The sequence below is a fragment of the Streptomyces sp. NPDC053427 genome, assembly GCF_044544985.1.
Taxonomy (GTDB): Bacteria; Actinomycetota; Actinomycetes; order Streptomycetales; family Streptomycetaceae; genus Streptomyces.
In genome coordinates, this window is sequence record NZ_JBITYA010000011.1 from 285,414 (window position 1) to 304,794 (window position 19,381).

Below are 19,381 nucleotides of genomic sequence, written 5' to 3' on the forward strand. Positions count from 1 at the left end.
TATCGCGTGGCCTGGTGTCATGACAGGAGAGCCGGTCGCTCCTCACCGCTTGTCACTGATCGTCGGGGCATGTGTCATATACGGTCTATGACTTCGCCGTCGCGGCGTGTGCCGGCCGCGCTGGTGGCGATGAAATGCGCGGCGGCGCGCAGCACCCGGTCGCCGAGTTCCGGCGGGCCGACGGTGACCTGCACCCCTTCACCGGGCCGCAGCCGTACATCGGCTCCCGCGCCCCGGCAGGCCAGCGCGAAGCGGGTGCTGTCCGCCCCCAGCGGCATCCAGAGCTGGTGCGTCTGGCTCGGCGGCACCTGGAAGCCGAGCAGCCGCAGCTCCTCGCGCAGCCTGTCGCGCTCGCGCACGATGGCGTCCGTCCGTGCCCGCACCTGCGAGGGCGTGCGCAGTGAGGCCAGGGCCACGAGCTGGGCGACCATGCCCACGTCGTGCGGGAGTATCTGACGCTGGATCAGTTCGGCGGTGCCGGGAACGCAGGCGGCGTAGGCCACACGCAGGCCGTCGAGTCCGTGGACCACCGAGAGGCTCCGGAGCACCACGAGGCGCGGATGACGGGCGAGCAGTCCGGTGCCGGGCGTGAAGTCGGGGTCGCGGACGAACTCCCAGTGCGCCTCGTCCAGGACGACAGTCGTCTCCGGGGAGACCCTGTCGAGGAAGCGACCCAGCTCCGCGCCCGGCAGGAGCACTCCGGTGGGGTCCTGCGGGTTGGTGAGGAAGACGACGCCGCGGCCGCCGTTGCCCTGGTGGAGCAGGGCGTCGAGGTCCTGGCAGCCGTCGGGGGTCAGCGGAACGCGGGAGCAGTGGGCGGCCGGCAGCCGGCGCGCGAGGTCCTCGTACGCATCGAAGCCGCCGTGCGGGACGACGAGTTCGACCGGTCGGCCGGGCGCGTCGGCCATCAGGCTCCGCAGCAGGGCGAACGCCAGGCTGAGGCCGTCCGCGCCCAGCACGATGCTGTCCTCGCTCACCCCGACGCGCAGTGCGATCTCCGCGACGAGTTCGACGCAGAGCGGGCCGCGGCAGCGGTCGGGCGCGTCAAGGGCTTGCCGGGCCGCCTGGAGGGCGCTGGGGAGCGGGGCATACGGATTTACCTCGGAAGTCCCCTCGAAGAAGCGGGCGTTGGTCTGCCGCACCGAGTTCCCCTTTCCCCCTGTAGCGGTCCACTGTCGTGGCTCGGTGTCCGCACTCGCCGGACGTCTCGGATGCTAGGCAGAGCGGCGCGGGGAACGGAAATATCAACCGCACCGCATTCATTCCTGGGGTGAATGGATCGGACGTCGTCGCGCCGGCGTCCCGGCCGCCTCCCGCCACCTTTATTTATGTCCCGTACGTATGAATAGCCACGGACAGTTATTTCCCTGGCCCCCTGCCCGATGGCTAGCTTGTATCCGCCCGCCCAATGCCGATTCGCAATTTTCGGGTGCGTACGGAAGCCCTCGGCTTCCGTTGCTCGCGTACGAGCGGAGCTTTTTCCAGAGAGGAATGTCTGACTTGGCGGAAAAAGCACACGACGAGGGGGCCGAGGGGTCTTCCCAGGGTAAAGATTCGACGATGCCAGGTACGGTCCTGCCATCCTTATGTAATCTCCTCGACATGGGGATAGAGCTGCACCACCTGCGGGGATTCTTGCTACTTGCCGAGGAACGCCACTTCACGCGGGCGGCCGAAAAGCTGTGTCTCTCCCAGCCCAGTCTCAGCCGTAATATCCGGCGGCTGGAGGAACAGATGGGCGTGCGGCTTCTGACCCGCACCACGCGGCATGTGGATCTCACGCCGGCCGGGACCCGGCTTTATGAACAACTCGCGGCGATTCTGCCGCGCCTCGAAGAAGCCCTGCGTCCGGACCGGTCCGGAGAAGTGCTGCGGCTGGGGTTCACCTGGGGCTTTCCGGCGCAGTGGGCGCATGCGGCCATGGGGGCCTTCTACCGGGAGACCGCGGTCCGTGTCGATCCCGTCCGCAGGGACGAGGCGCTGGCCGGTCTGGACCACGGGGACGCCGATGTGGCCATCGTGCGCGGACCGGTCACCGCGAACGGTGTACGTGTGGTCGTGCTCGGCGAGGAGCAGCGCATCGTGGCCGTCGCGGCAGATTCCCCGATCAGCACCAGGGACCATGTCACCTGGACCGATTTATCGGGGCTGCCGCTCGTGGTGAATTCGGTGAGCGGCACCACGCAACTCGACGAGTGGCCCGCCGACAACCGGCCGGTCGCCGCCGCCACCTGCACCAATTTCGACGAGTGGCTGGAGGCGGTGGCGGCGGGCCGGGGGGTGGGTGTGGTGCCCGAATCCATCGCGCATTCGCATATGCACCCCACGGTCGTCTTCGTCCCGCTCATCGGGGCGCCGCCCTCGCTGCTGCAGCTCGTCCTGCCCCGCCAGGGGGCGCATCCCCTGGCGGCCACCTTCGTCACCCTTGCGCAGAAGGCGGCCGCGGCGCATCTGAAGAGGCCGGAGGCGCCCGCCAAGCCGAAGCGGGGCGGGCGGCCGGGGACCGGCCCGGTGCAGCGGGACTGAGGGGCGCCGTACGGGACGGCGTTCCGGCCGTGCGGGACGGTCAGTTCACCGTGCCGGCGTGCTCCGGAGGTCCGGCGGCGGGCCGGTGGCTGCCGGCGAACTGTTCCTCGCGCCATTCCTCGTTGCCGGGCAGCCCGGCGGCTGCTTCCTCGCGCAGCAGCGCCCGCCGGATCTTCCCCGACTCGGTCTTCGGCAACGCGGTACGGAACTCCAGTCTGCGGACCCGTTTGTAGGGCGCGAGGTGGGCGCGGGCGTGCGCGAGGAGCTCACGGGCGGTGTCGGCGTCGGGCCGGTATCCGCGGGCGAGTTCGACGTAGGCCTTCGGGACCGCCAGCCGCAGCGGGTCGGGGCTCGGGACGACGGCCGCTTCGACGACGGCCGGGTGTTCCAGCAGCGCGCTCTCCAGCTCGAACGGGGAGATGCGGTAGTCCGACGCCTTGAAGACGTCGTCCGCGCGGCCCACGTAGGTGAACCAGCCCTCCGCGTCGCGTACGGCGATGTCACCGGTGTGGTAGAGCCCGTCGTCGCCGGGGATCACCGCCCGCCCCGAGCTGTCGGCGTATCCCGCCATCAGCCCGATTGGCCGCGCGGCCAGGTCCATGCATATCTCGCCCTCCGCAGAGGCGGCGGTCTGCCGTTCGCCGGTGACGGGGTCCACCAGGACGACCTGGTAGCCGGGCAGCTCGACGCCCATGGCGCCAGGCCTGCCCGGGTGGCCTGGCGGATGCCCGATCTGCGCCGTGGTCTCGGTCTGTCCGTAGCCGTCGCGCACGGTCACGCCCCAGGCCCGGCGGACCTGCTCCACGGTGTCGACGTCGATGGGTTCGCCCGCGCTGACCGCCTCACGCAGCGTCACCGGCCAGTGGCCGAGGTCCTCCTGGAGGAGCATGCGCCAGACGGTGGGCGGTGCGCAGAGGGTGGTGGCCCGCTGCTCGCTGAGGGTATCGAGCAGTCCGCGTGCGGTGAACCGCTGCTGGTTCACCGCGACGACGGTGGCCTGGGCGTTCCACGGCGCGAAGAGTGAACTCCAGGCGTGCTTGGCCCAGCCGGGCGAGGAGACGTTGAGGTGGACGTCCCCCGGGCGCAGTCCGAGCCAGTACATGGTCGACAGATGCCCCACCGGGTAGCTGGTGTGGGTGTGTTGAACGATCTTCGGCAGCGAGGTGGTTCCGGAGGTGAAGTAGAGCAGCATCGGGTCGTCGGGGTGGACGGCCGGCCGGGGCGCCACGAGGTTCTCGTCGGTGCGCAGTTCGGCGAACGGGGTCCACCCCAGGACGCCGCCGTCCAGGGCGATGCGGTTGCGCAGGGCGGGCAGTACCGGGAAGCGCCGCGCGTACACCGATTCCGCGATCACGTGCTGGACACCGGCGCGGTGCATCCGGTCGTGGAGGTCCTCGCGGCCCAGTTGCGTGCTCACCGGTACGACCACCGCGCCGATCTTGAACGCGGCCAGCATCGTCTCCCACAGCTCGGTGCGGTTGCCGGTCATCAGCAGCAGCCGGTCGCCCTGGCCGACACCGCGGGCGGCCAGGGCGCCGGCCAGCAGGGTCGAGCGGTCGGAGAGCTGGGCGTAGGACAGCTGGGAGACGAACCGGCTGCCGTCGGGGCCGAGAGCGACGACCCGCAGGGCGCAGGTGTGGTTGTCGTGGGCGATCACGTCGAACCAATCCCGAGCCCAGTTGAACTCCCCGGCCCGGTGTACTGCCGTGAGGTCGGGAGCCGGGTACGGTCCGCCCTCCGCGGCGCGGCGCAGGAGGGTGTCCCGCGCGGCGAGGAACGCCTCGTACGCGTCGCGGTTGCTGGTGAGGGCCGTGGGAGCGGGGGGTTGAGGGCGACTGCCCGCGTACCGCGTGAGGTTCATCCGATGCCTCCATGAGGGCTCCGCTCCCCCGTCGGGGCGGAAGCGCAAACGGCAACTTGACAAGCTCCTCCGATCCTTGACTACGCCTCATTTCTTGTCAATGACAATCTTGACATCCCTCCGGGTGCCTGCTTGCATGACGGCAGCCGACCGCTCACCGACGGAAGGGCCGAACCCTCAAATGGACACTCCGCAGCCGATCGGGATCGTGGGACTCGGCTCGTACGTCCCGCCCGATGTCGTCGACAACGCCCAGGTCGCTGCCTGGACCGGGGCCGAGCTCGACTGGATCGAGGCACGGACCGGGATACGCGAACGCCACTACGTCACCCCCGGCACCACCACGTCCCAGCTGGCGCACCATGCCGCCGCCGCCGCACTCAGCGGGGCCCCCCACCTCGCCGAGGACCTCGGTGTCCTCATCGTGGCGACCTCGACACCGGACCAGCCCCAGCCGTCCACCGCGGTCATCCTGCAGCAGGCGCTCGGGCTGACCAACGTCCCGGCCTTCGACGTCAACGCCGTGTGCAGCGGCTTCCTCTACGCGCTCGCGGTGGCCGAGTCACTGCTCAGCCACCGCATGCCGGGGCGGCACGGGCTGGTGGTGGGCGCGGACATCTACTCCTCGCTCATGGACCGGGCCAACCGCCGCACGGTCAGCCTGTTCGGCGACGGTGCCGGCGCAGTCCTGCTGGGTCCGGTCCCGCACGGCTACGGGCTGCGCGGTCTGGACCTCCAGGCCCACGGGGACTACCGCGATTTCGTCGAAGTCATCGCCGGAGGCACCCGGAAGCCGGCGGACGAGGCGGCCCGCGCGGCCGGCGAGCACCTCTTCCGTATGCAGGGCCGGCCGGTGCGCGACTACGCGCTGCGCACCCTGCCCAAGGTCATCGCGAACGCCCTCGACCAGGCCGGCCTCGATCTGCACGACGTGGACCGCTTCATCCTCCACCAGGCCAACACCCGCCTGGTGGAACAATGCGCCGCCGAACTGGGCGTGGACCCGGCACGCGTGCCGCTCACCGCCCCGGCCTTCGGCAACACCGCCGCCGCCTCCATCCCGCTCACCCTGGACAGCGAGCACCGGCGCCGGCCGTTCACCCGCGGCGAGCGCCTCGTACTCGCCGGTGTCGGGGGCGGAATGACGGCCGGTGCCGCAGTCCTGACCTGGTACTAGTCGCCCCGTCCACCACCACCCACCGCAGACAGGAAGGCCCCCGTTCATGCCATCCCGGCAGACCGGCGCGCGACGCCTGTACGAACTCAATGACCCCATGCCCAGCGAAGTGCGTGCCGGAGCGCGGAAGTTCGCCTCCGTGCAGGCTCTCAACGAGCTGGTCGGGGTACTTCCCTTCGCCGCCTGGCTCGGCCGGGCGCCGAGCCTGTCCCGCAAGCAGATGCTGATGGCCAAGATCCAGGACGAGGTCGGCCATGGGCACGTGGCGGCCCGGGTCGCCCAGGACCTGGGCGCGGGCTGGGAGTCGATACTCCTCGACTACGTCGAGGGCCGCGCCAAGGTGCACAACATCTTCCACTACGACTTCGAGAGCTGGGAGGAGTTCGGGCCCGGCCTGCTGCTGATGAACTCCGCCGCGATCGTGCAGTTCCAGTCGCTCATGCAGGGCGTGTACCTGCCGTACGCACGGGCCCTGCGCAAGATCGAACGCGAGGAGTCCTTCCACTACCAGCACGCGCTCGACATGACCCACGAGGTACTGCACAGCGGCGACCGCGGCCAGCGCCGCCGAGTCCAGGAGGCGTTCGAGGTATGGATGCGCCGAGTGCTGGCGTACTTCGGACCGCCGGACACCGAGTCGCTCCCCACCAACCCGATGCACGTCGCCGGGCTCAAGCCGCACGGCAACGACGAGCTGCGGCAGCGCTGGCTGACACGGATCATCCCGGTCTTCCGTGACCTCGGCATCCATGTGGACCCCGCGTTGGTCCGGGAGACCGCTCCCGGCGAGTGGGAGTTCGACATGCCCGACTGGGCCGAGGTCAAGCGAGTGATCTCAGGCGGCGGTCCGGCCTCCGAACAACGGCTGGCCTGGGTGCGCGGAGTCCTCGACCGCAACGCCGGCGACCTCGTGGGACAGAGGTGCGCCTGATGGACGGCTCCCCCGCGTCCGGCGAGCTCCGGGCGTTCGAGGTCTTCCTGCAGACCGGCAGCACCACGCCGCTCGGCCATGTCGGCTCACTGCTGGCCAAGAGCGGCCCCGAAGCCTGGCGGCTGGCCCGCGAGACATACGGGCGGCGCGACAACGCGGTCCGGCTGTGGGTGGTCGGGCGCGAGGAGGTGCACTCCGCCGCGTCGGACAGCCGGCGGCTGCTGGAAGGCAAGTCGCGCATGCCCTACCGGCTGCCGGCCTTCCCGCAGGAACGGCGCCGCCGCCGGGCCGGAGTACACCGCGACGCCCGCCCCGCGCCGGCGCCGGTGTCCGCTCCCGCCATGACCGCGGCGCTGCCTGCCGAACCCGCCGCGCACACCGGCGGGCTGTGGCCGGCCGTCATCGACGACCTCTTTCTGCACGCCCACCGGCTCGCCGGCCGCACCGTGGACTACACGGAGCTGGAGGAGGCCCTCGCGGTCGGCTCGATCGCCCAGGAGGACCTGGCACACGCCCGTACCCTCCTGGGACTCATCGGCTACGACGACGCGGCCGCGGACGCCCACTTCTTCGACCGTCCCGCACAGCTGTGGCAGCCCACCGCACTGACCGCGAGCGCCCGCGACGGCCGCGCGTGGTCCGTTGCGCGCGGACTCATCGTCTCCGCCGGCGTCACCGCGCTGGTCAGCTGCGCCTGCGACGCTCTCGACGACACCCCCGTCGGCCACGCCACCCGTACGGCGCTGGAGGCGGTGGCCGACGAACAGCGGCTCCACCTGGAGCACTGGGCCACCCGCGCCGCTCGGTACGCCGGGCGTGCACGGACCGGTGAACCGGCCGCCGTCCTGGCCACCGCGGTCCAGGACGCCGGGGACTTCTTCGGCACACCCGCACTCACCGTGCTCACGGAAGCGGGCACGGAGCCGGCCGCCGACGGCACAGCGCTGCCGGCGATCCCGGCCGACGTGCTCACCGAACGGTTCCACCGCCTCCTGCACAGCGCCGAACTGCCGCCCTCGTTCCTGCCCGGGCTGCCGCAGCAACCGTCCGGCCGGGTCACCGGAGAGGCCTTCCCCGACCTCGCGGACGTACTGGGCGAACTGCGGACCGTACGGGCCCAATACCCGCAGGGAGCCTTCCAGTGACCGCGCCGCAGGAGACGTCCGCCGACAGCGCGGAGCGCCATGTCAGGGCCGCCGTGTCCGCGGTCCGCGACCCCGAGATCGATGTGACGCTGGCCGACCTGGGGGTACTCCGCTCGCTGACGGTGCGGGACGGGTCCGTCGCCGTGGTGCTCGCGCCGACCCGGACGGCCTGCCCGGGTCGGCGCACGATGGAGCGCGAGGTGCGCTCCGCCGTCGCGGCGGTGCTGCCGTCCGCGGCCGTGGACATCGTGTGGCAGCCGGGCGGCTGGCGCCCGGAACACGTGTCGGCCAACGGCCTGCGGGTGCTGCGCGAGTGCGGCTACGGCATCGCCGGCCGGAGCCGGCCGGCCCCCGAGGCCACCTTCCAGATCCGCCGCTGCCCGTACTGCGGATCGGGCGTGATCGAGAGCCTCGGGCGATTCGGCGGCAGCGTGTGCAAAACGCCGTTCCAGTGCCGCAGCTGCGGATCGGCGTTCGACGAATTGGGGTCGGCCCGTGACATCAAGTGAGGTGAGCCAGATGAGGCTTGACGGCAAGGTCGCGGTCGTGACCGGCGGCACCAAGGGGCTGGGGCGGTCGATCGCCGAACGGTTCCTGCGCGAGGGCGCGTCGGTGGTGTGCGCCGCACGGAACCCGCACGACATCGACACCCTCCTGGAGACGTCGCAGGGCCGGGCCCGGTACTGCTACGTCGACGTGACCGACGAGGACTCGCTCCACAAGCTGATGCGGGACTCGTCGGACACCTTCGGACGGATCGACATCCTGGTCGCCAACGCGGGCATCAGCAAGGACGGGAAGGTCGGCCGGCTCGACCCCGCCGCCTGGCAGTCGATGGTGGCCACCAACCTCAACGGCGTCTTCCTGTCCACCCACGCCGTGCTGCCCTACATGGAGGCCCAGGGCGCGGGCCGGATCATCAACGTCTCGTCCAGCATGGCCACCCGGGTGGCCATCGGGGCCGCGGGCTACTGCTCCACCAAGGCCGCCGTGGAGATGTTCACCCGCGTCTCGGCGATGGAGCTGGCCTCGAAAGGCATCCTGGTCAACTCCCTGGCGCCGGGCATCGTCGACGAGGGCATGGGCCGCAGCCTCACCGCCAACGACAAGGTCTGGGCGGCCTACCAGCGCCGGTTCGCCTCGCGCCGGCCCGGCCGCGCCGAGGAAGTGGCGGACGCCGCCGTCTTCCTGGCGTCGGCGGAATCCAGCTACGTGAACGGCCACGTACTCGAGGTCAACGGAGGTCTGTTGTGGGCGTAGCGCAGTCGACGGAGCAGCACACCGGCCGCGGCAGGACGGCACCGGACACGGGAACGGGACGCCGCCCCGCGGTCCGGCTCGACGTGGCCGACGGCGTCGGCCGTATCCTGCTCGACCGTCCGCCGGTGAACGCGCTGGACCGGGACGCCCAGGCCGACCTGGAGCGGGTCGCGGCGCAGGCTGCCGCCCGCCGGGACGTGCGGGCCGTCGTACTCATCGGCGGGCGGCGGATGTTCTCGGCGGGTGGCGACATCAAAGAGATGGCGGCCATGAGCTACCCGGACATGATCCATCACTCGGCCCGGCTCCAGGCGGCCTTCACCGCCGTCGCGGACATCCCGCAGCCGGTGGTGGCGGCCGTCACCGGGTCCGCCCTCGGCGGCGGTTGCGAGCTGGCTCTCACCGCCGACATCCGCATCTGCGGCGAGAGCAGCCTGCTGGGGCTGCCGGAGATCAAGCTGGGCGTCATCCCCGGCGCGGGCGGCACCCAGCGGCTGCCACGGCTGGTGGGGCTGGGCCGCGCCAAGGAGATGATCCTTTCGGGCCGCGCCGTCGACAGCGCGGAGGCCCTGCGGATCGGGCTGGTGGACCGGGTGGTGCCGGATGACCGGGTGGTCGACGAGGCGATGGCGACGGCCCGCGCCTTCGCCGTGGGGCCGGGGTTCGCCCTGCGGGCCGCCAAATCCGCCGTCGACCGCGGCACCCGGACGGACCTGACAGCGGGCCTGGAGATCGAACGTGCCCTGTTCGCCGGGCTGTTCGCGACGTCGGACCGGACGACGGGGATGAGGGCGTTCGTCGAGCGGGGGCCCGGGCGGGCGGAGTTCGACGACGGCGGCACGGCGGCATGAGCGACGCGAGGCGCGGGCGGGCCGTGGCGGAAGCGCCGGTGGCGGCCGGCACGGCCCTGCCCGGCCCCGGGGGACCGCCGGCGAGCGGGCAGCGGTCGTTCTCCTTCGAGTTCTTCCCGCCCAGAACCGAGGCCGGGATGCGGACACTGTGGCGGACCATCCGCCGCGTCGAGGCCGCCTCCCCCGCCTTCGTGTCCGTCACCTACGGAGCCGGCGGCTCCTCGCGCCACCGCACCGTCGAGGTGACCCACCGGATCGCGGCCGAGACCACGCTGCGTCCGGTCGCCCACCTCACCGCCATCGGGCACTCCGTCGCCGAACTACGCCACATCATCGGCCAGTACGCCGACGCCGGTGTCCGTGACGTGCTCGCGCTGCGCGGCGACCCGCCCGGCGACCCGCGCGGCCGGTGGACGCCCCACCCGGACGGCTTCCGGTACACCTACCAGCTGGTGGAACTCATCCGCTCCATGGGGGCGTTCAGCGTCGGTGTGGCCGCCTTCCCCGAACGCCACCCCCGTTCGCCGGACTGGGCGAGCGACATCCGCCACTTCGTCGCCAAGTGCCGGGCCGGCGCCGACTACGCCATCACGCAGATGTTCTTCCGCGTCGAGGACTACCTGCGGCTGCGCGACCGGGCCGCCGCGGCGGGCTGCACCATCCCGATCATCCCCGAGATCATGCCGGCCACCGACGTCCGGCAGATTCGCCGCTTCGCCGAACTCAGCAACGCCGGCTTTCCCCGGGACCTGGCCCAGCGGCTCGAAGCGGCCCGCGACGACCCGGCCGCCGGGCGGCGGATCGGCATCGACCACGCCACCGCCATGGGCCGGCGGCTGCTCGCGGAAGGGGCTCCGGGCCTGCACTACATCACCCTCAACCACACCACCGCGGCGCTGGAGATCCACCGCAACCTCCAGGCGGCGCCGGAGGGCGCCGCGGGCGGGCGCCGACAGCCATAGGAGCGTGCGCTGTCATACGCCTCGCCGTCCTTCCCGGGGAGGCGCGACCGGCTCCGGCGCTCCTCCGGCGCCGTCGGCCCACCGCGTTGCCCGTCGGGACATTCACCCAGGTCGTGGACTTCGCTCCGGTCGACGCGGTGTTCGCTTGTCAGTGGTCGATGGTGGTGCCGTCGGGCCGCCGCCCGCAGGCGGCCTCGAGAACGGCGGCGAGGTCCGCCTCGGGGACCGCGGCGCGCACCTGCGCCAGGACATGAGGGAAGTCGTCATCGCTGACCACACCCAGGTGCTCCTGGCGCAGGTGGTGAATGACCTCGACGAGCTCGGGCCGCAGCGTCATCCAGGAGCGGGACGTGCGGATGTCCTCCTCGACCTGGTCCATGAACCAGCGCATGATCTCGTACGGGACGTCCACATCCGGCCCATGAGGGGTGAAGCACACCGTCGGCTCCCGTGCCGGGTCCTCGTCGGGGACGATCGCGGTCACAAGAGTTCGTTGCCCGGCGACGAGGTCCAGTTCCAGGTACCAGGCGTCATCGGGGACGGAGTACAACGTGGTGATCACGTACGCGCCGTCGGGGTGCGGGATGGACATGACCGGATACTGTCACTCCCGTCCGTCGGCGCACCGGCTTTATCTGCCACAGCTGGTCCTGTCCCGCCATTGGCAGCCCGCCTGCCGGATCCCACGGGCGTCGCGGTTCAGGACGCGGTGGGCGGCCGCCAGCCAGCGCTCCTTGCGGGCTTTCGCCCGGTGCAACGGGGCGGCGTTCTCCCGGATCAGGCGGAGTTGGATGCGGGTCTCGGCCGCCGCCCAGACCGTCACCAGCCGTGTCGACCGTTTGCACGCCACGTCGGTGCGGGCGGTGGCGCGTTCGGCCGGTGTGGGGCCGGGCGTCTCCCAGCGCCGGCTGCCGGCGGCGGACAGTGCGTCCGGGTGGTCGAAGCCCGCCTCGGCCATGCAGGCGCTCCACTTGCGCATGGCGCCGCGTACCTCGGGAGCGCGCCGGGAGGCCTCCAGCGCGGTGCCGGTCAGCCGGTTGAAGGCGTGGTAGTCGGGTGGGGCGGTGCCGCCACCGAGTCGGTGCCGGGCGGTTTGGAGGCATCCGCCCTCGCCGGTGCGCCCGTAGGCGGCGCGCGCCACCTCGGCGGGGAGCGTCTCGCGCTCGTCCCAGACGCGGTTGCGCCGGACCACCGACGGCGGGTCGGGGGGCGGGTGGTACCCGTAGCGGCGGGCGGCTTCCGCCTCGATGGCGCCGTAGCGGCGGAGGTTCTGCGGTTCGTTGTCCCGGGCGGCCACCCGGGGCAGCGTCTTCCAGGCCCTGCCCAGGTGGTGCATGCACCGGCGCATGAGGACGTCCTGGGCATCGTCCACGGCTTGGATCTCGGCGTCCGTCGGGGCATAGGCGTCCAGCGGCAGCTTCAGCTGTCCGGCCTGCCGGGCCGGGGGCGGGGGTGCGGTGGAGTGCCGGGCGGGCGTGGGCTCCTGCGGCGCGCCCGTACAGGCGGCGGTGAGCAGGAGCAGCAGCGCGAGCGCGGTGGCGGCCCGCGTGCGGGAGAGCGACATGGTTGCCTCTCGTGATGCGTGATGCGTGATGCGGCAGAGGGCGGGGCGGGGTGCGGCCCCCAGTGCCGCACCCCGCCCGTCAGCAGCTCGCTGCTAGTTGAACCTGATGGAGGTCGTGGTGTCGGCCATGCCGCGGTCGCCGAAGTGCGCCTCCCGCTGTCCCGACGCCAGGGCGAACTTGGCGCCGTGGTAGTTCTTCGTGGCGTAGAAGGTGACCGTGCGCTTGCCCTGGTTCTTGGCGGAGCTGATGGTGTCGTTCCAGCCGTACGCCTTCAGGTTCGGCACGTTCTTCGTGAAGTGCGTGCGCTTGCCCTGGTACTTGGCGTCCTCGAAGACCAGGACCTTCTTCTTGGGCTTGGCCTTGAGCGCGCCGAGGTCCGCGGTGACGTGGTGGGCGGCCGGGGCGTGGGACGCACCGGCCGACGGGGAACCGTCGGCGGAGGCGGGCAGCGCGGCGCCGAGTACGAGCGCGGTGGCGGCGGCGCCGGCGGCGGTGATCTGACGTATACGCATGAGGTGTCCTCTTCAGCTGGTTGGTGCTCGGTGTAGGCGCGGCACGTGAGGTGCGCGAGCCGCGTGAAGTACGCGGATCACGGGGTGTGCCGGCCGGTCCGTCCGCGCCCCGAAGCGGGGGAGGGCGGCCCGACGAGATCGAGTCCACCGGCCGTGGAGTTGTTTGGCACCCCGTCCGAGCTGCACTGATCAATTCGCTGCGGCCGCTTCGGGGGCAACCCGGGGCCGCTCGAACGACGTTGCGACCCGTCGACCTCGTGTTTATCGTGGCGGCAGGGGCAAATGGGGCAGCTGGGGGAGGAAAAGGCGAGTGGGGCGTCCGGAGAATCCGATCGATCCGCAGGACGGTCCCGTACAGCGCTTCGCCTATGAGTTACGCAAACTCCGGGACGAAGCCGGTGCGCCCGGCTACCGGGCGATGGCCCGGCAGGCCGGCTACTCCGCGGCCACGCTGTCCCAGGCCGCGGCCGGGGAACGCCTGCCCACCCTGCCGGTCCTCCTGGCCTACGTCCGTGCCTGCCGCGCCGACGCCGACGACTGGCGGCACCGCTGGGAGCGGGCCGGCCAGGAGCTGGCCCGTATGCCGCCTCCCGAACACGACGACACCGATCCGCCCTACCGCGGGCTCGCCCGGTTCGAACCGGCCGATGCGGAGCTGTTCTTCGGCCGCGAGCACACGGTGTCCCAGCTGGCGGAGATGACCCGGCGGCACCGCTTCGGCGCGGTGGTGGGCGCCTCGGGCAGCGGCAAGTCCTCGCTGCTGCGCGCCGGTCTCGTACCGCAGCTGCGCACCCCGGACGACCGGGCGGACCGGCCACCGGTCGCGGTCCGGATCCTGACTCCCGGCCCGCGCCCCCTGGCACACGCCGAGCGCCTGGAGCCGGCCCCCGGCCCCGGAGACACCTGGCTGCTGGTCGACCAGTTCGAGGAGCTGTTCACCCTCTGCACGGACGCCGAGGAGCGGGCCGCCTTCCTCCGGCGGCTGCTGGCCGCCCGCGACGACCACAGCCGGCTGCGCGTGATCCTGGCCGTACGCGCCGACTTCTTCGCCCGCTGTGCCGAACACGGCGCCCTGGCCGGGGCGTTGAAGGACGCCACACTGCTGGTCGGCCCCATGGGCAGTGACCAGCTCAGAGCGGCGATCGTACGGCCCGCCGCGGCCCACGGCCTGATCGTCGAACGGGAACTGACCGCCCGCATCATCGAGGAGGTCGAGGACGAACCGGGCGCCCTGCCGCTGATGTCCCACGCCCTGATGGAGACCTGGCGCCGCCGCCGGGGACGCGCCCTGACCACGGCCGCGTACGAGGCCGCCGGCGGCCTGCGCGGCGCCATCGCCCGTACCGCCGAAGAGGCCTACGCCCGGCTCACGCCCGCCCAGGCCACCCTCGCCCGGCGCATCCTGCTGCGCCTGGTCGCCCCCGGGAACGGCACCCAGGACACCCACCACCCCACCCCGCGCGCCGAGTTCGAGACCGCGGGCACCTCCGCCGGCGCCGATGGTGACGCGGTTCTCGACCGGCTCGCCCGCGCCCGCCTGCTCACCCTGGACGACGAGACCGTCTCCCTCGCCCACGAGGCGCTGCTCACCGCCTGGCCGCGGCTGCACGCCTGGATCGACGAGGACCGCGAACGCCTGCGCCTGCACCGGCAGCTGACCCACGACGCCACCGCATGGCAGGAACTCGACCGCGACCCCGGAGCCCTCTACCGCGGCACTCGGCTGACGCGTGCCGAGGAGGCCTTCGCCACCACGGAGCGCGGCGCGCTCAACCCACTGGAGCGGGCCTTCCTCGAGGCGGGCACCACCGCCCGCGCGACGGAACACGCACACGCGGTCCGCGCCGCCCATCGGTCGCGCCTCGTCACGGCGTCCGTCGTCGTCCTGTGCGTGCTGGCCCTGATGACCGGCCTCGTCGCCTGGCAGCAGAACCGCTCCGGCAACCAGCAGCACACGCAGTCCGAAGCGCGCCGGATCGCCTCCGTCGCCGCCAGCCTCCGCTCCACCGACCCCGTACGCGCCATGCGGCTGAGCGTGGCCGCCTGGCGGCTCGCCGACACCCCCGAGACCCGCGGCGCGGTCCTGGCGGCCCTCGCCCAGCGCGAGCGGGACACCATGGCACTGCCCTCCGGCACCGACCCCGGGCACTCGCTGCTCAGCGACGACGGACGCACGCTGGTGTACGCCGCCAAGGACGGCCTGCACCGCTGGGACGTGCCCACGCAGCGCGAGCTCCCGGCGTACAAGGCCCCCCGCTCCCGGATTTCGGGGATGCTCCTGCAGTCGGCCACGCGCGACGGCCGAACGGCGGCGCTGGCGGCCGATCACGATCTGCGCGTCTACAGCAGGACCGGCGGAAAGAGCGAGGTACGGATCTTCCCGTCCAGAAATGGTGTGCCGGTGTTCAGCGGCAGCGGGCGGACCCTGCTGTACGGGGACCACCTCGTCCAGCTGTGGGACTGGCGGCACCGGCGGCTGCTCTTCCAGCACACCCTGCCGTACCACGAAGCGGAGTTCCCCGAGGCGACGGTGAGCCCCGACGACCGGTATGTGGCGGTCTGTTCGCCGTACTTCCCCCTGACGCTGTGGGAAGTGGCCAAGGGGCGACGGGTACCGCTGCCCCGTACGCTGCGGCACCGGCGGTGCGCATCGGAATCCATGAAGTTCACCCCGGACGGGCGGGGCCTGCTGTTCCTGGACGACGGCAGAACGGCCGAGGTACGGGACCTCGCCGAGGGCCGCAGCCGGTGGCGGATCGAGCATCCCGGACTCACCGGGGCCGTGCTGAGCGACGACGGCACGCTGCTGGCCGGCCAGGACGCCGACGAGATCCTCGTATGGCGCACCGGTCGGCCCGACTCCCCCGTCCTGCGCCACCCGATCGCCAACGAGAGGGTGACGCAACTCCGGATCGATACCGAACGCCGCGTCATCCGGTATCTGGGCGGCGGCGCGGTCCGTACCCTCTCCCTCGCCCATCCCGTCGCCCCGGCACGGGGCGCGGCCCCCCTGCAGGCGGCGCGGTTCAGCCCGGACGCGAGCCAACTGGCCACCGCCCACAGGTCCAAGGACACCACCCGCTTCCGGTTGCTGAACGCCCGCGACGGCAGCCTCGCCGCCGAGCTGCCCGCCGTGCGCTGCGGCACGCCGAGGCCACGTCTCGGGTGTGCTGCCTCCCCGTTCCTCGCCTTCCGGCCCGACGGACGCCGCCTCGCCTACGGAGCCCCGCACAACGCGGGCGGACCGCTGTATGTGTGGGACGCGCCCGCACACCGCCGGGTCCCGGTCCCGCGCGCCGTGCAGGGCGACAGCGGGCAGGACGTCAGCAACGGCCTGTTCACCGCGGACGGCGACTCGTTGCTGGCTGCCGACTCCGGCAGGAACGGCGCCAGGGTCTGGAACCTGCGCACAGACACCGTGCGCACCCTCCGCGGGATCGGTGGAACACCGCTGGCGGCCCATCCCGACGGCCGCCGGCTCGCCCTCGCCACGGGGGAGGACAACACCGGCCACCTCGTCGACCTGCGCACCCGCCGGACCCTCCGGAGCCCCCTCAGCGGCGAGGGCACCCTGGCGATCGCCATCAGCCCCGACGGCCGTCTCCTGGCCGCCGGGGACTTGGCGGGCCGGGTCACCCTCTGGGACGGACAGGCCCGCCGCCAACTGGGCCAGCTGCCCGCCACCGACGGCGGTACCCCGGCCGACGGCCCGGAGGCGGTGAACGCGCTCGTCTTCTCCCCCGACGGCACGACCCTGGCCACCGCGGGAGACCACGGCACCGTGCGGCTGTGGGACACCGCCTCGCACCAGCCCTTGGGCGGCCCCCTGCCGACCACCCCCGACGACCCGGTCCTCGCCCTGGCCTTCACCCCGGACGGCAGGACCCTGCGCGCCGCCGGCCGCCGCACCCCCGTACAGGCCTACGTCACCGCCCCGCAGCCCGCCGCCCGCGCGCTCTGCGCCCGCGCCGACGGCGGCCTCTCCCCCTCGGAATGGCGCTCCTACCTGCCCGACGTCGGCTACCGCAGCACCTGCTGAGCGCGGTACGGGCGGTTCGCGCGGCAGCGCCGCGTCGAACCGCCCGTACCGTCCCTGCCGGCCGTAGCCCCGGCCGCACCGGTCAGTCGGTGCCGAACTCCATCGCGGCGCGGTCGAGGAGCTCGTCGTCCTCGGCGGCCTCGCCGCGGGAGGCGATGGCCTCGGCGCCGCCCTCCGGCATGGTGCCGATCAGGCCGGTCGCCGCCGCCTGGGCGGCACCGATCAGCTCGGGGTGCGTCGTGCCGACGATGCCGAGACCGGCGTACTGCTCGAGCCGGGCGCGCGAGTCGGCGATGTCGAGGTTGCGCATGGTGAGCTGGCCGATCCGGTCCACCGGGCCGAACGCCGAGTCCTCGGTGCGCTCCATCGACAGCTTGTCCGGGTGGTAGCTGAACGCCGGGCCGGTGGTGTCGAGGATCGAGTAGTCCTCGCCGCGCCGCAGCCGCAGGGTCACCTCGCCGGTGACGGCCGAGCCGACCCAGCGCTGCAGCGACTCGCGGACCATCAGCGCCTGCGGGTCCAGCCAGCGGCCCTCGTACATCAGGCGGCCGAGGCGCCGGCCCTCGTTGTGGTACTGGGCGAGGGTGTCCTCGTTGTGGATCGCGTTGACGAGACGCTCGTACGCGGCGTGCAGCAGCGCCATGCCGGGGGCCTCGTAGATGCCGCGGCTCTTCGCCTCGATGATCCGGTTCTCGATCTGGTCCGACATGCCCATGCCGTGGCGGCCGCCGATCGCGTTGGCCTCCATCACCAGGTCGACCGGGGAGGCGAACTCCTTGCCGTTGATCGTCACCGGGCGGCCCTGGTCGAAGCCGATGGTCACGTCCTCGGTGTCGATCTCCACCGACGGGTCCCAGAACCGCACGCCCATGATCGGGTCCACGGTCTCCACGCCGGTGTTGAGGTGCTCCAGCGTCTTGGCCTCGTGCGTGGCGCCCCAGATGTTGGCGTCCGTCGAGTACGCCTTCTCGGTGCTGTCGCGGTACGGCAGCCCGTGGGCCACCAGCCACTCCGACATCTCCTTGCGGCCGCCGAGCTCGGTCACGAAGTCGGCGTCGAGCCACGGCTTGTAGATGCGCAGGTGGGGGTTGGCCAGCAGGCCGTAGCGGTAGAACCGCTCGATGTCGTTGCCCTTGAACGTCGAGCCGTCGCCCCAGATCTGGACGTTGTCCTCGAGCATCGCCCGGACCAGCAGGGTGCCGGTGACAGCGCGGCCGAGCGGCGTGGTGTTGAAGTAGGCACGGCCGCCCGAGCGGATGTGGAACGCGCCGCAGGCCAGCGCGGCCAGGCCCTCCTCGACCAGCGCCGCCCGGCAGTCGACCAGGCGCGCGATCTCGGCACCGTAGGCCTTCGCACGGCCGGGCACCGAGGCGATGTCGGGCTCGTCGTACTGGCCGATGTCGGCGGTGTAGGTGCACGGGACGGCACCCTTGTCGCGCATCCACGCGACCGCGACGGAGGTGTCGAGGCCGCCCGAGAAGGCGATGCCGACGCGCTCGCCGGTGGGCAGGGAGGTGAGGACCTTAGACATGGCAACAGTATGCATTGTCACGTATGGCTATGCAAGAAGGGTCTCATGGTGGCCGCCCGTCACGCCGCCGCCGCATCTCCCGCGCGGCGCTCGGGCCCGCGCGCCGGGCGAGGCTAGGTTCTCCGTCCATGAGGAGCCTTGCATCCCTCCCCGCGCGGGCCGCCGTCCGGCAAGTGGTGACGGCCGTGGCCGCCGCGGCCCTGATCCTGGTCCTGACCGGTGCGCCCGCCGGCGGCCGGGGCACCGGCCCGGCCCCCGTGGCGAAGCTGTACGGAACCGCGGTCCGCGCCATGCCCACGTCCCAGCGGGTGGTGGCGCTGACCTTCAACGCGGCCTGGAACGAGGAAGGCCTCGGCACCGTCCTGAAGGTGCTGCGGCAGCAGAGGGCCCCGGCGACGTTCTTCCTGACCGGCCACTTCGCCGAACGCCACCCGGCCGGCGCCCGGGCCATCGCGGCGGCCGGGCACGGAATCGGCAACCACTCGCACAGCCATCCGCCGTTCGGCAACCTCGTCCCCCAGGAGCGCGCGCGAGAGATCGGCGAAGCCGACACGGCCATCCGACGGGCCACGGGGGCCGAGCCGCTGCCGTTCTTCCGCTTCCCCTACGGGGACACCACCCCCCGGCAGATCGCCGAGGTCAACGCGCTCGGGTACGCCGACATCGAGTGGACCACCGACACCAACGGCTATCGCGGTACCGCGGGCGGTATGTCCACGCAGAAGGCCGTCAGGCGGGCACTCGATGCCCTCACCCCGGGCGAGATCATCCAGATGCACGTCGGCTCGCTGGACGGCCGGGCCCCGGTGCTCGACGCCCAGGCCCTGCCGCAGATCATCGACGCCGTCCGCTCCCGCGGCTACCGGATCGCGGACCTGCGCACCCTGCTGGCGGGCCCCTGACGCCGACCCGCCGGGGGGGGGGGGGGGGGGGGGGGGGGCCCCCCCCCCCCCCCCCCCGCCCCCCCCGGGCCGGCCCCCCCCCCCCCCCCCCCCCGCGGGGGCCAAAAAAAAAGGGAAAA

Annotated in this window: 16 protein-coding genes; 10 read left to right on the plus strand and 6 right to left on the minus strand. The window is 72.4% G+C overall.

All coding sequences use genetic code 11. The features are described from left to right. Window positions 1-74: 74 nt before the first annotated feature. Window positions 75-1,142 carry an aminotransferase class I/II-fold pyridoxal phosphate-dependent enzyme gene (locus ACIGWZ_RS29590; RefSeq protein WP_400069759.1) on the minus strand — a complete coding sequence of 356 codons (1,068 nt, stop codon included), beginning with the start codon at window positions 1,140-1,142 and terminating at the stop codon, window positions 75-77. Window positions 1,143-1,602: 460 nt separating this feature from the next. Here ACIGWZ_RS29590 and ACIGWZ_RS29595 point away from each other — a divergent pair, with 460 nt between their 5' ends. Further along, window positions 1,603-2,526, plus strand: coding sequence for a LysR family transcriptional regulator (locus ACIGWZ_RS29595; RefSeq protein ID WP_400069760.1), 924 nt, complete (start codon window positions 1,603-1,605; stop codon window positions 2,524-2,526). Between the two features lie 40 nt (window positions 2,527-2,566). On the opposite strand, the gene ACIGWZ_RS29600 is transcribed toward ACIGWZ_RS29595, so the two are convergent. Then, window positions 2,567-4,387 (minus strand): AMP-binding protein, encoded by a 1,821-nt coding sequence (locus tag ACIGWZ_RS29600; protein WP_400069761.1) that lies wholly within the window; start codon window positions 4,385-4,387, stop codon window positions 2,567-2,569. 181 nt (window positions 4,388-4,568) lie between these two features. Between ACIGWZ_RS29600 and ACIGWZ_RS29605 the strand changes: the two genes are divergently transcribed. From ACIGWZ_RS29605 to metF, 7 genes are all read left to right on the plus strand, one after another. After that, window positions 4,569-5,564, plus strand: coding sequence for a 3-oxoacyl-ACP synthase III family protein (locus tag ACIGWZ_RS29605; protein ID WP_400069762.1), 996 nt, complete (start codon window positions 4,569-4,571; stop codon window positions 5,562-5,564). Between the two features lie 97 nt (window positions 5,565-5,661). After that, window positions 5,662-6,495: a Phenylacetic acid catabolic protein gene (locus ACIGWZ_RS29610; protein ID WP_400069763.1), complete on the plus strand. Its 834-nt coding sequence runs from the start codon at window positions 5,662-5,664 to the stop codon at window positions 6,493-6,495. Beyond that, window positions 6,495-7,640, plus strand: a complete 1,146-nt coding sequence (locus ACIGWZ_RS29615; protein ID WP_400069764.1) for a hypothetical protein — start codon at window positions 6,495-6,497, stop codon at window positions 7,638-7,640. The genes ACIGWZ_RS29610 and ACIGWZ_RS29615 overlap by 1 nt, the downstream gene beginning before the upstream one ends. Next, the gene (locus ACIGWZ_RS29620) at window positions 7,637-8,149 is read left to right on the plus strand and encodes an iron-sulfur cluster assembly protein (protein ID WP_400069765.1); all 513 of its coding nucleotides are present in this window, start codon (window positions 7,637-7,639) and stop codon (window positions 8,147-8,149) included. Before ACIGWZ_RS29615 ends, ACIGWZ_RS29620 begins: the two co-directional genes overlap by 4 nt. 10 nt (window positions 8,150-8,159) lie before the next feature. Further along, window positions 8,160-8,900 carry an SDR family NAD(P)-dependent oxidoreductase gene (locus ACIGWZ_RS29625; RefSeq protein WP_400069766.1) on the plus strand — a complete coding sequence of 247 codons (741 nt, stop codon included), beginning with the start codon at window positions 8,160-8,162 and terminating at the stop codon, window positions 8,898-8,900. An 83-nt stretch (window positions 8,901-8,983) separates the two neighbouring features. Beyond that, window positions 8,984-9,751: an enoyl-CoA hydratase/isomerase family protein gene (locus ACIGWZ_RS29630; protein ID WP_400069850.1), complete on the plus strand. Its 768-nt coding sequence runs from the start codon at window positions 8,984-8,986 to the stop codon at window positions 9,749-9,751. 137 nt (window positions 9,752-9,888) lie between these two features. Further along, entirely contained in the window at window positions 9,889-10,713 is an 825-nt protein-coding gene (gene metF, locus ACIGWZ_RS29635) for a methylenetetrahydrofolate reductase [NAD(P)H] (protein ID WP_400069851.1), read from the plus strand. 148 nt (window positions 10,714-10,861) lie between these two features. Here the strand turns inward: metF and ACIGWZ_RS29640 are convergent, their stop codons facing one another. The 3 genes from ACIGWZ_RS29640 to ACIGWZ_RS29650 form a co-directional block, all read right to left on the minus strand. Next, complete coding sequence (locus ACIGWZ_RS29640) at window positions 10,862-11,305, minus strand: hypothetical protein (RefSeq protein WP_400069767.1); 444 nt, start codon at window positions 11,303-11,305, stop codon at window positions 10,862-10,864. 39 nt (window positions 11,306-11,344) lie between these two features. Then, the gene (locus ACIGWZ_RS29645; protein ID WP_400069768.1) at window positions 11,345-12,277 is read right to left on the minus strand and encodes a hypothetical protein; all 933 of its coding nucleotides are present in this window, start codon (window positions 12,275-12,277) and stop codon (window positions 11,345-11,347) included. A gap of 93 nt (window positions 12,278-12,370) precedes the next feature. Beyond that, the gene (locus ACIGWZ_RS29650) at window positions 12,371-12,790 is read right to left on the minus strand and encodes a peptidase inhibitor family I36 protein (RefSeq protein ID WP_400069769.1); all 420 of its coding nucleotides are present in this window, start codon (window positions 12,788-12,790) and stop codon (window positions 12,371-12,373) included. 310 nt (window positions 12,791-13,100) lie between these two features. Between ACIGWZ_RS29650 and ACIGWZ_RS29655 the strand changes: the two genes are divergently transcribed. Next, on the plus strand, window positions 13,101-16,829 hold the full coding sequence (locus ACIGWZ_RS29655) for a hypothetical protein (protein WP_400069770.1): 3,729 nt from the start codon (window positions 13,101-13,103) through the stop codon (window positions 16,827-16,829). 82 nt (window positions 16,830-16,911) lie between these two features. Here ACIGWZ_RS29655 and argG read toward each other — a convergent pair whose 3' ends face one another. Then, window positions 16,912-18,360, minus strand: a complete 1,449-nt coding sequence (gene argG, locus ACIGWZ_RS29660; RefSeq protein ID WP_400069771.1) for an argininosuccinate synthase — start codon at window positions 18,358-18,360, stop codon at window positions 16,912-16,914. A 128-nt stretch (window positions 18,361-18,488) separates the two neighbouring features. Here argG and ACIGWZ_RS29665 point away from each other — a divergent pair, with 128 nt between their 5' ends. After that, complete coding sequence (locus tag ACIGWZ_RS29665; protein WP_400069772.1) at window positions 18,489-19,262, plus strand: polysaccharide deacetylase family protein; 774 nt, start codon at window positions 18,489-18,491, stop codon at window positions 19,260-19,262. Window positions 19,263-19,381 lie beyond the last annotated feature (119 nt).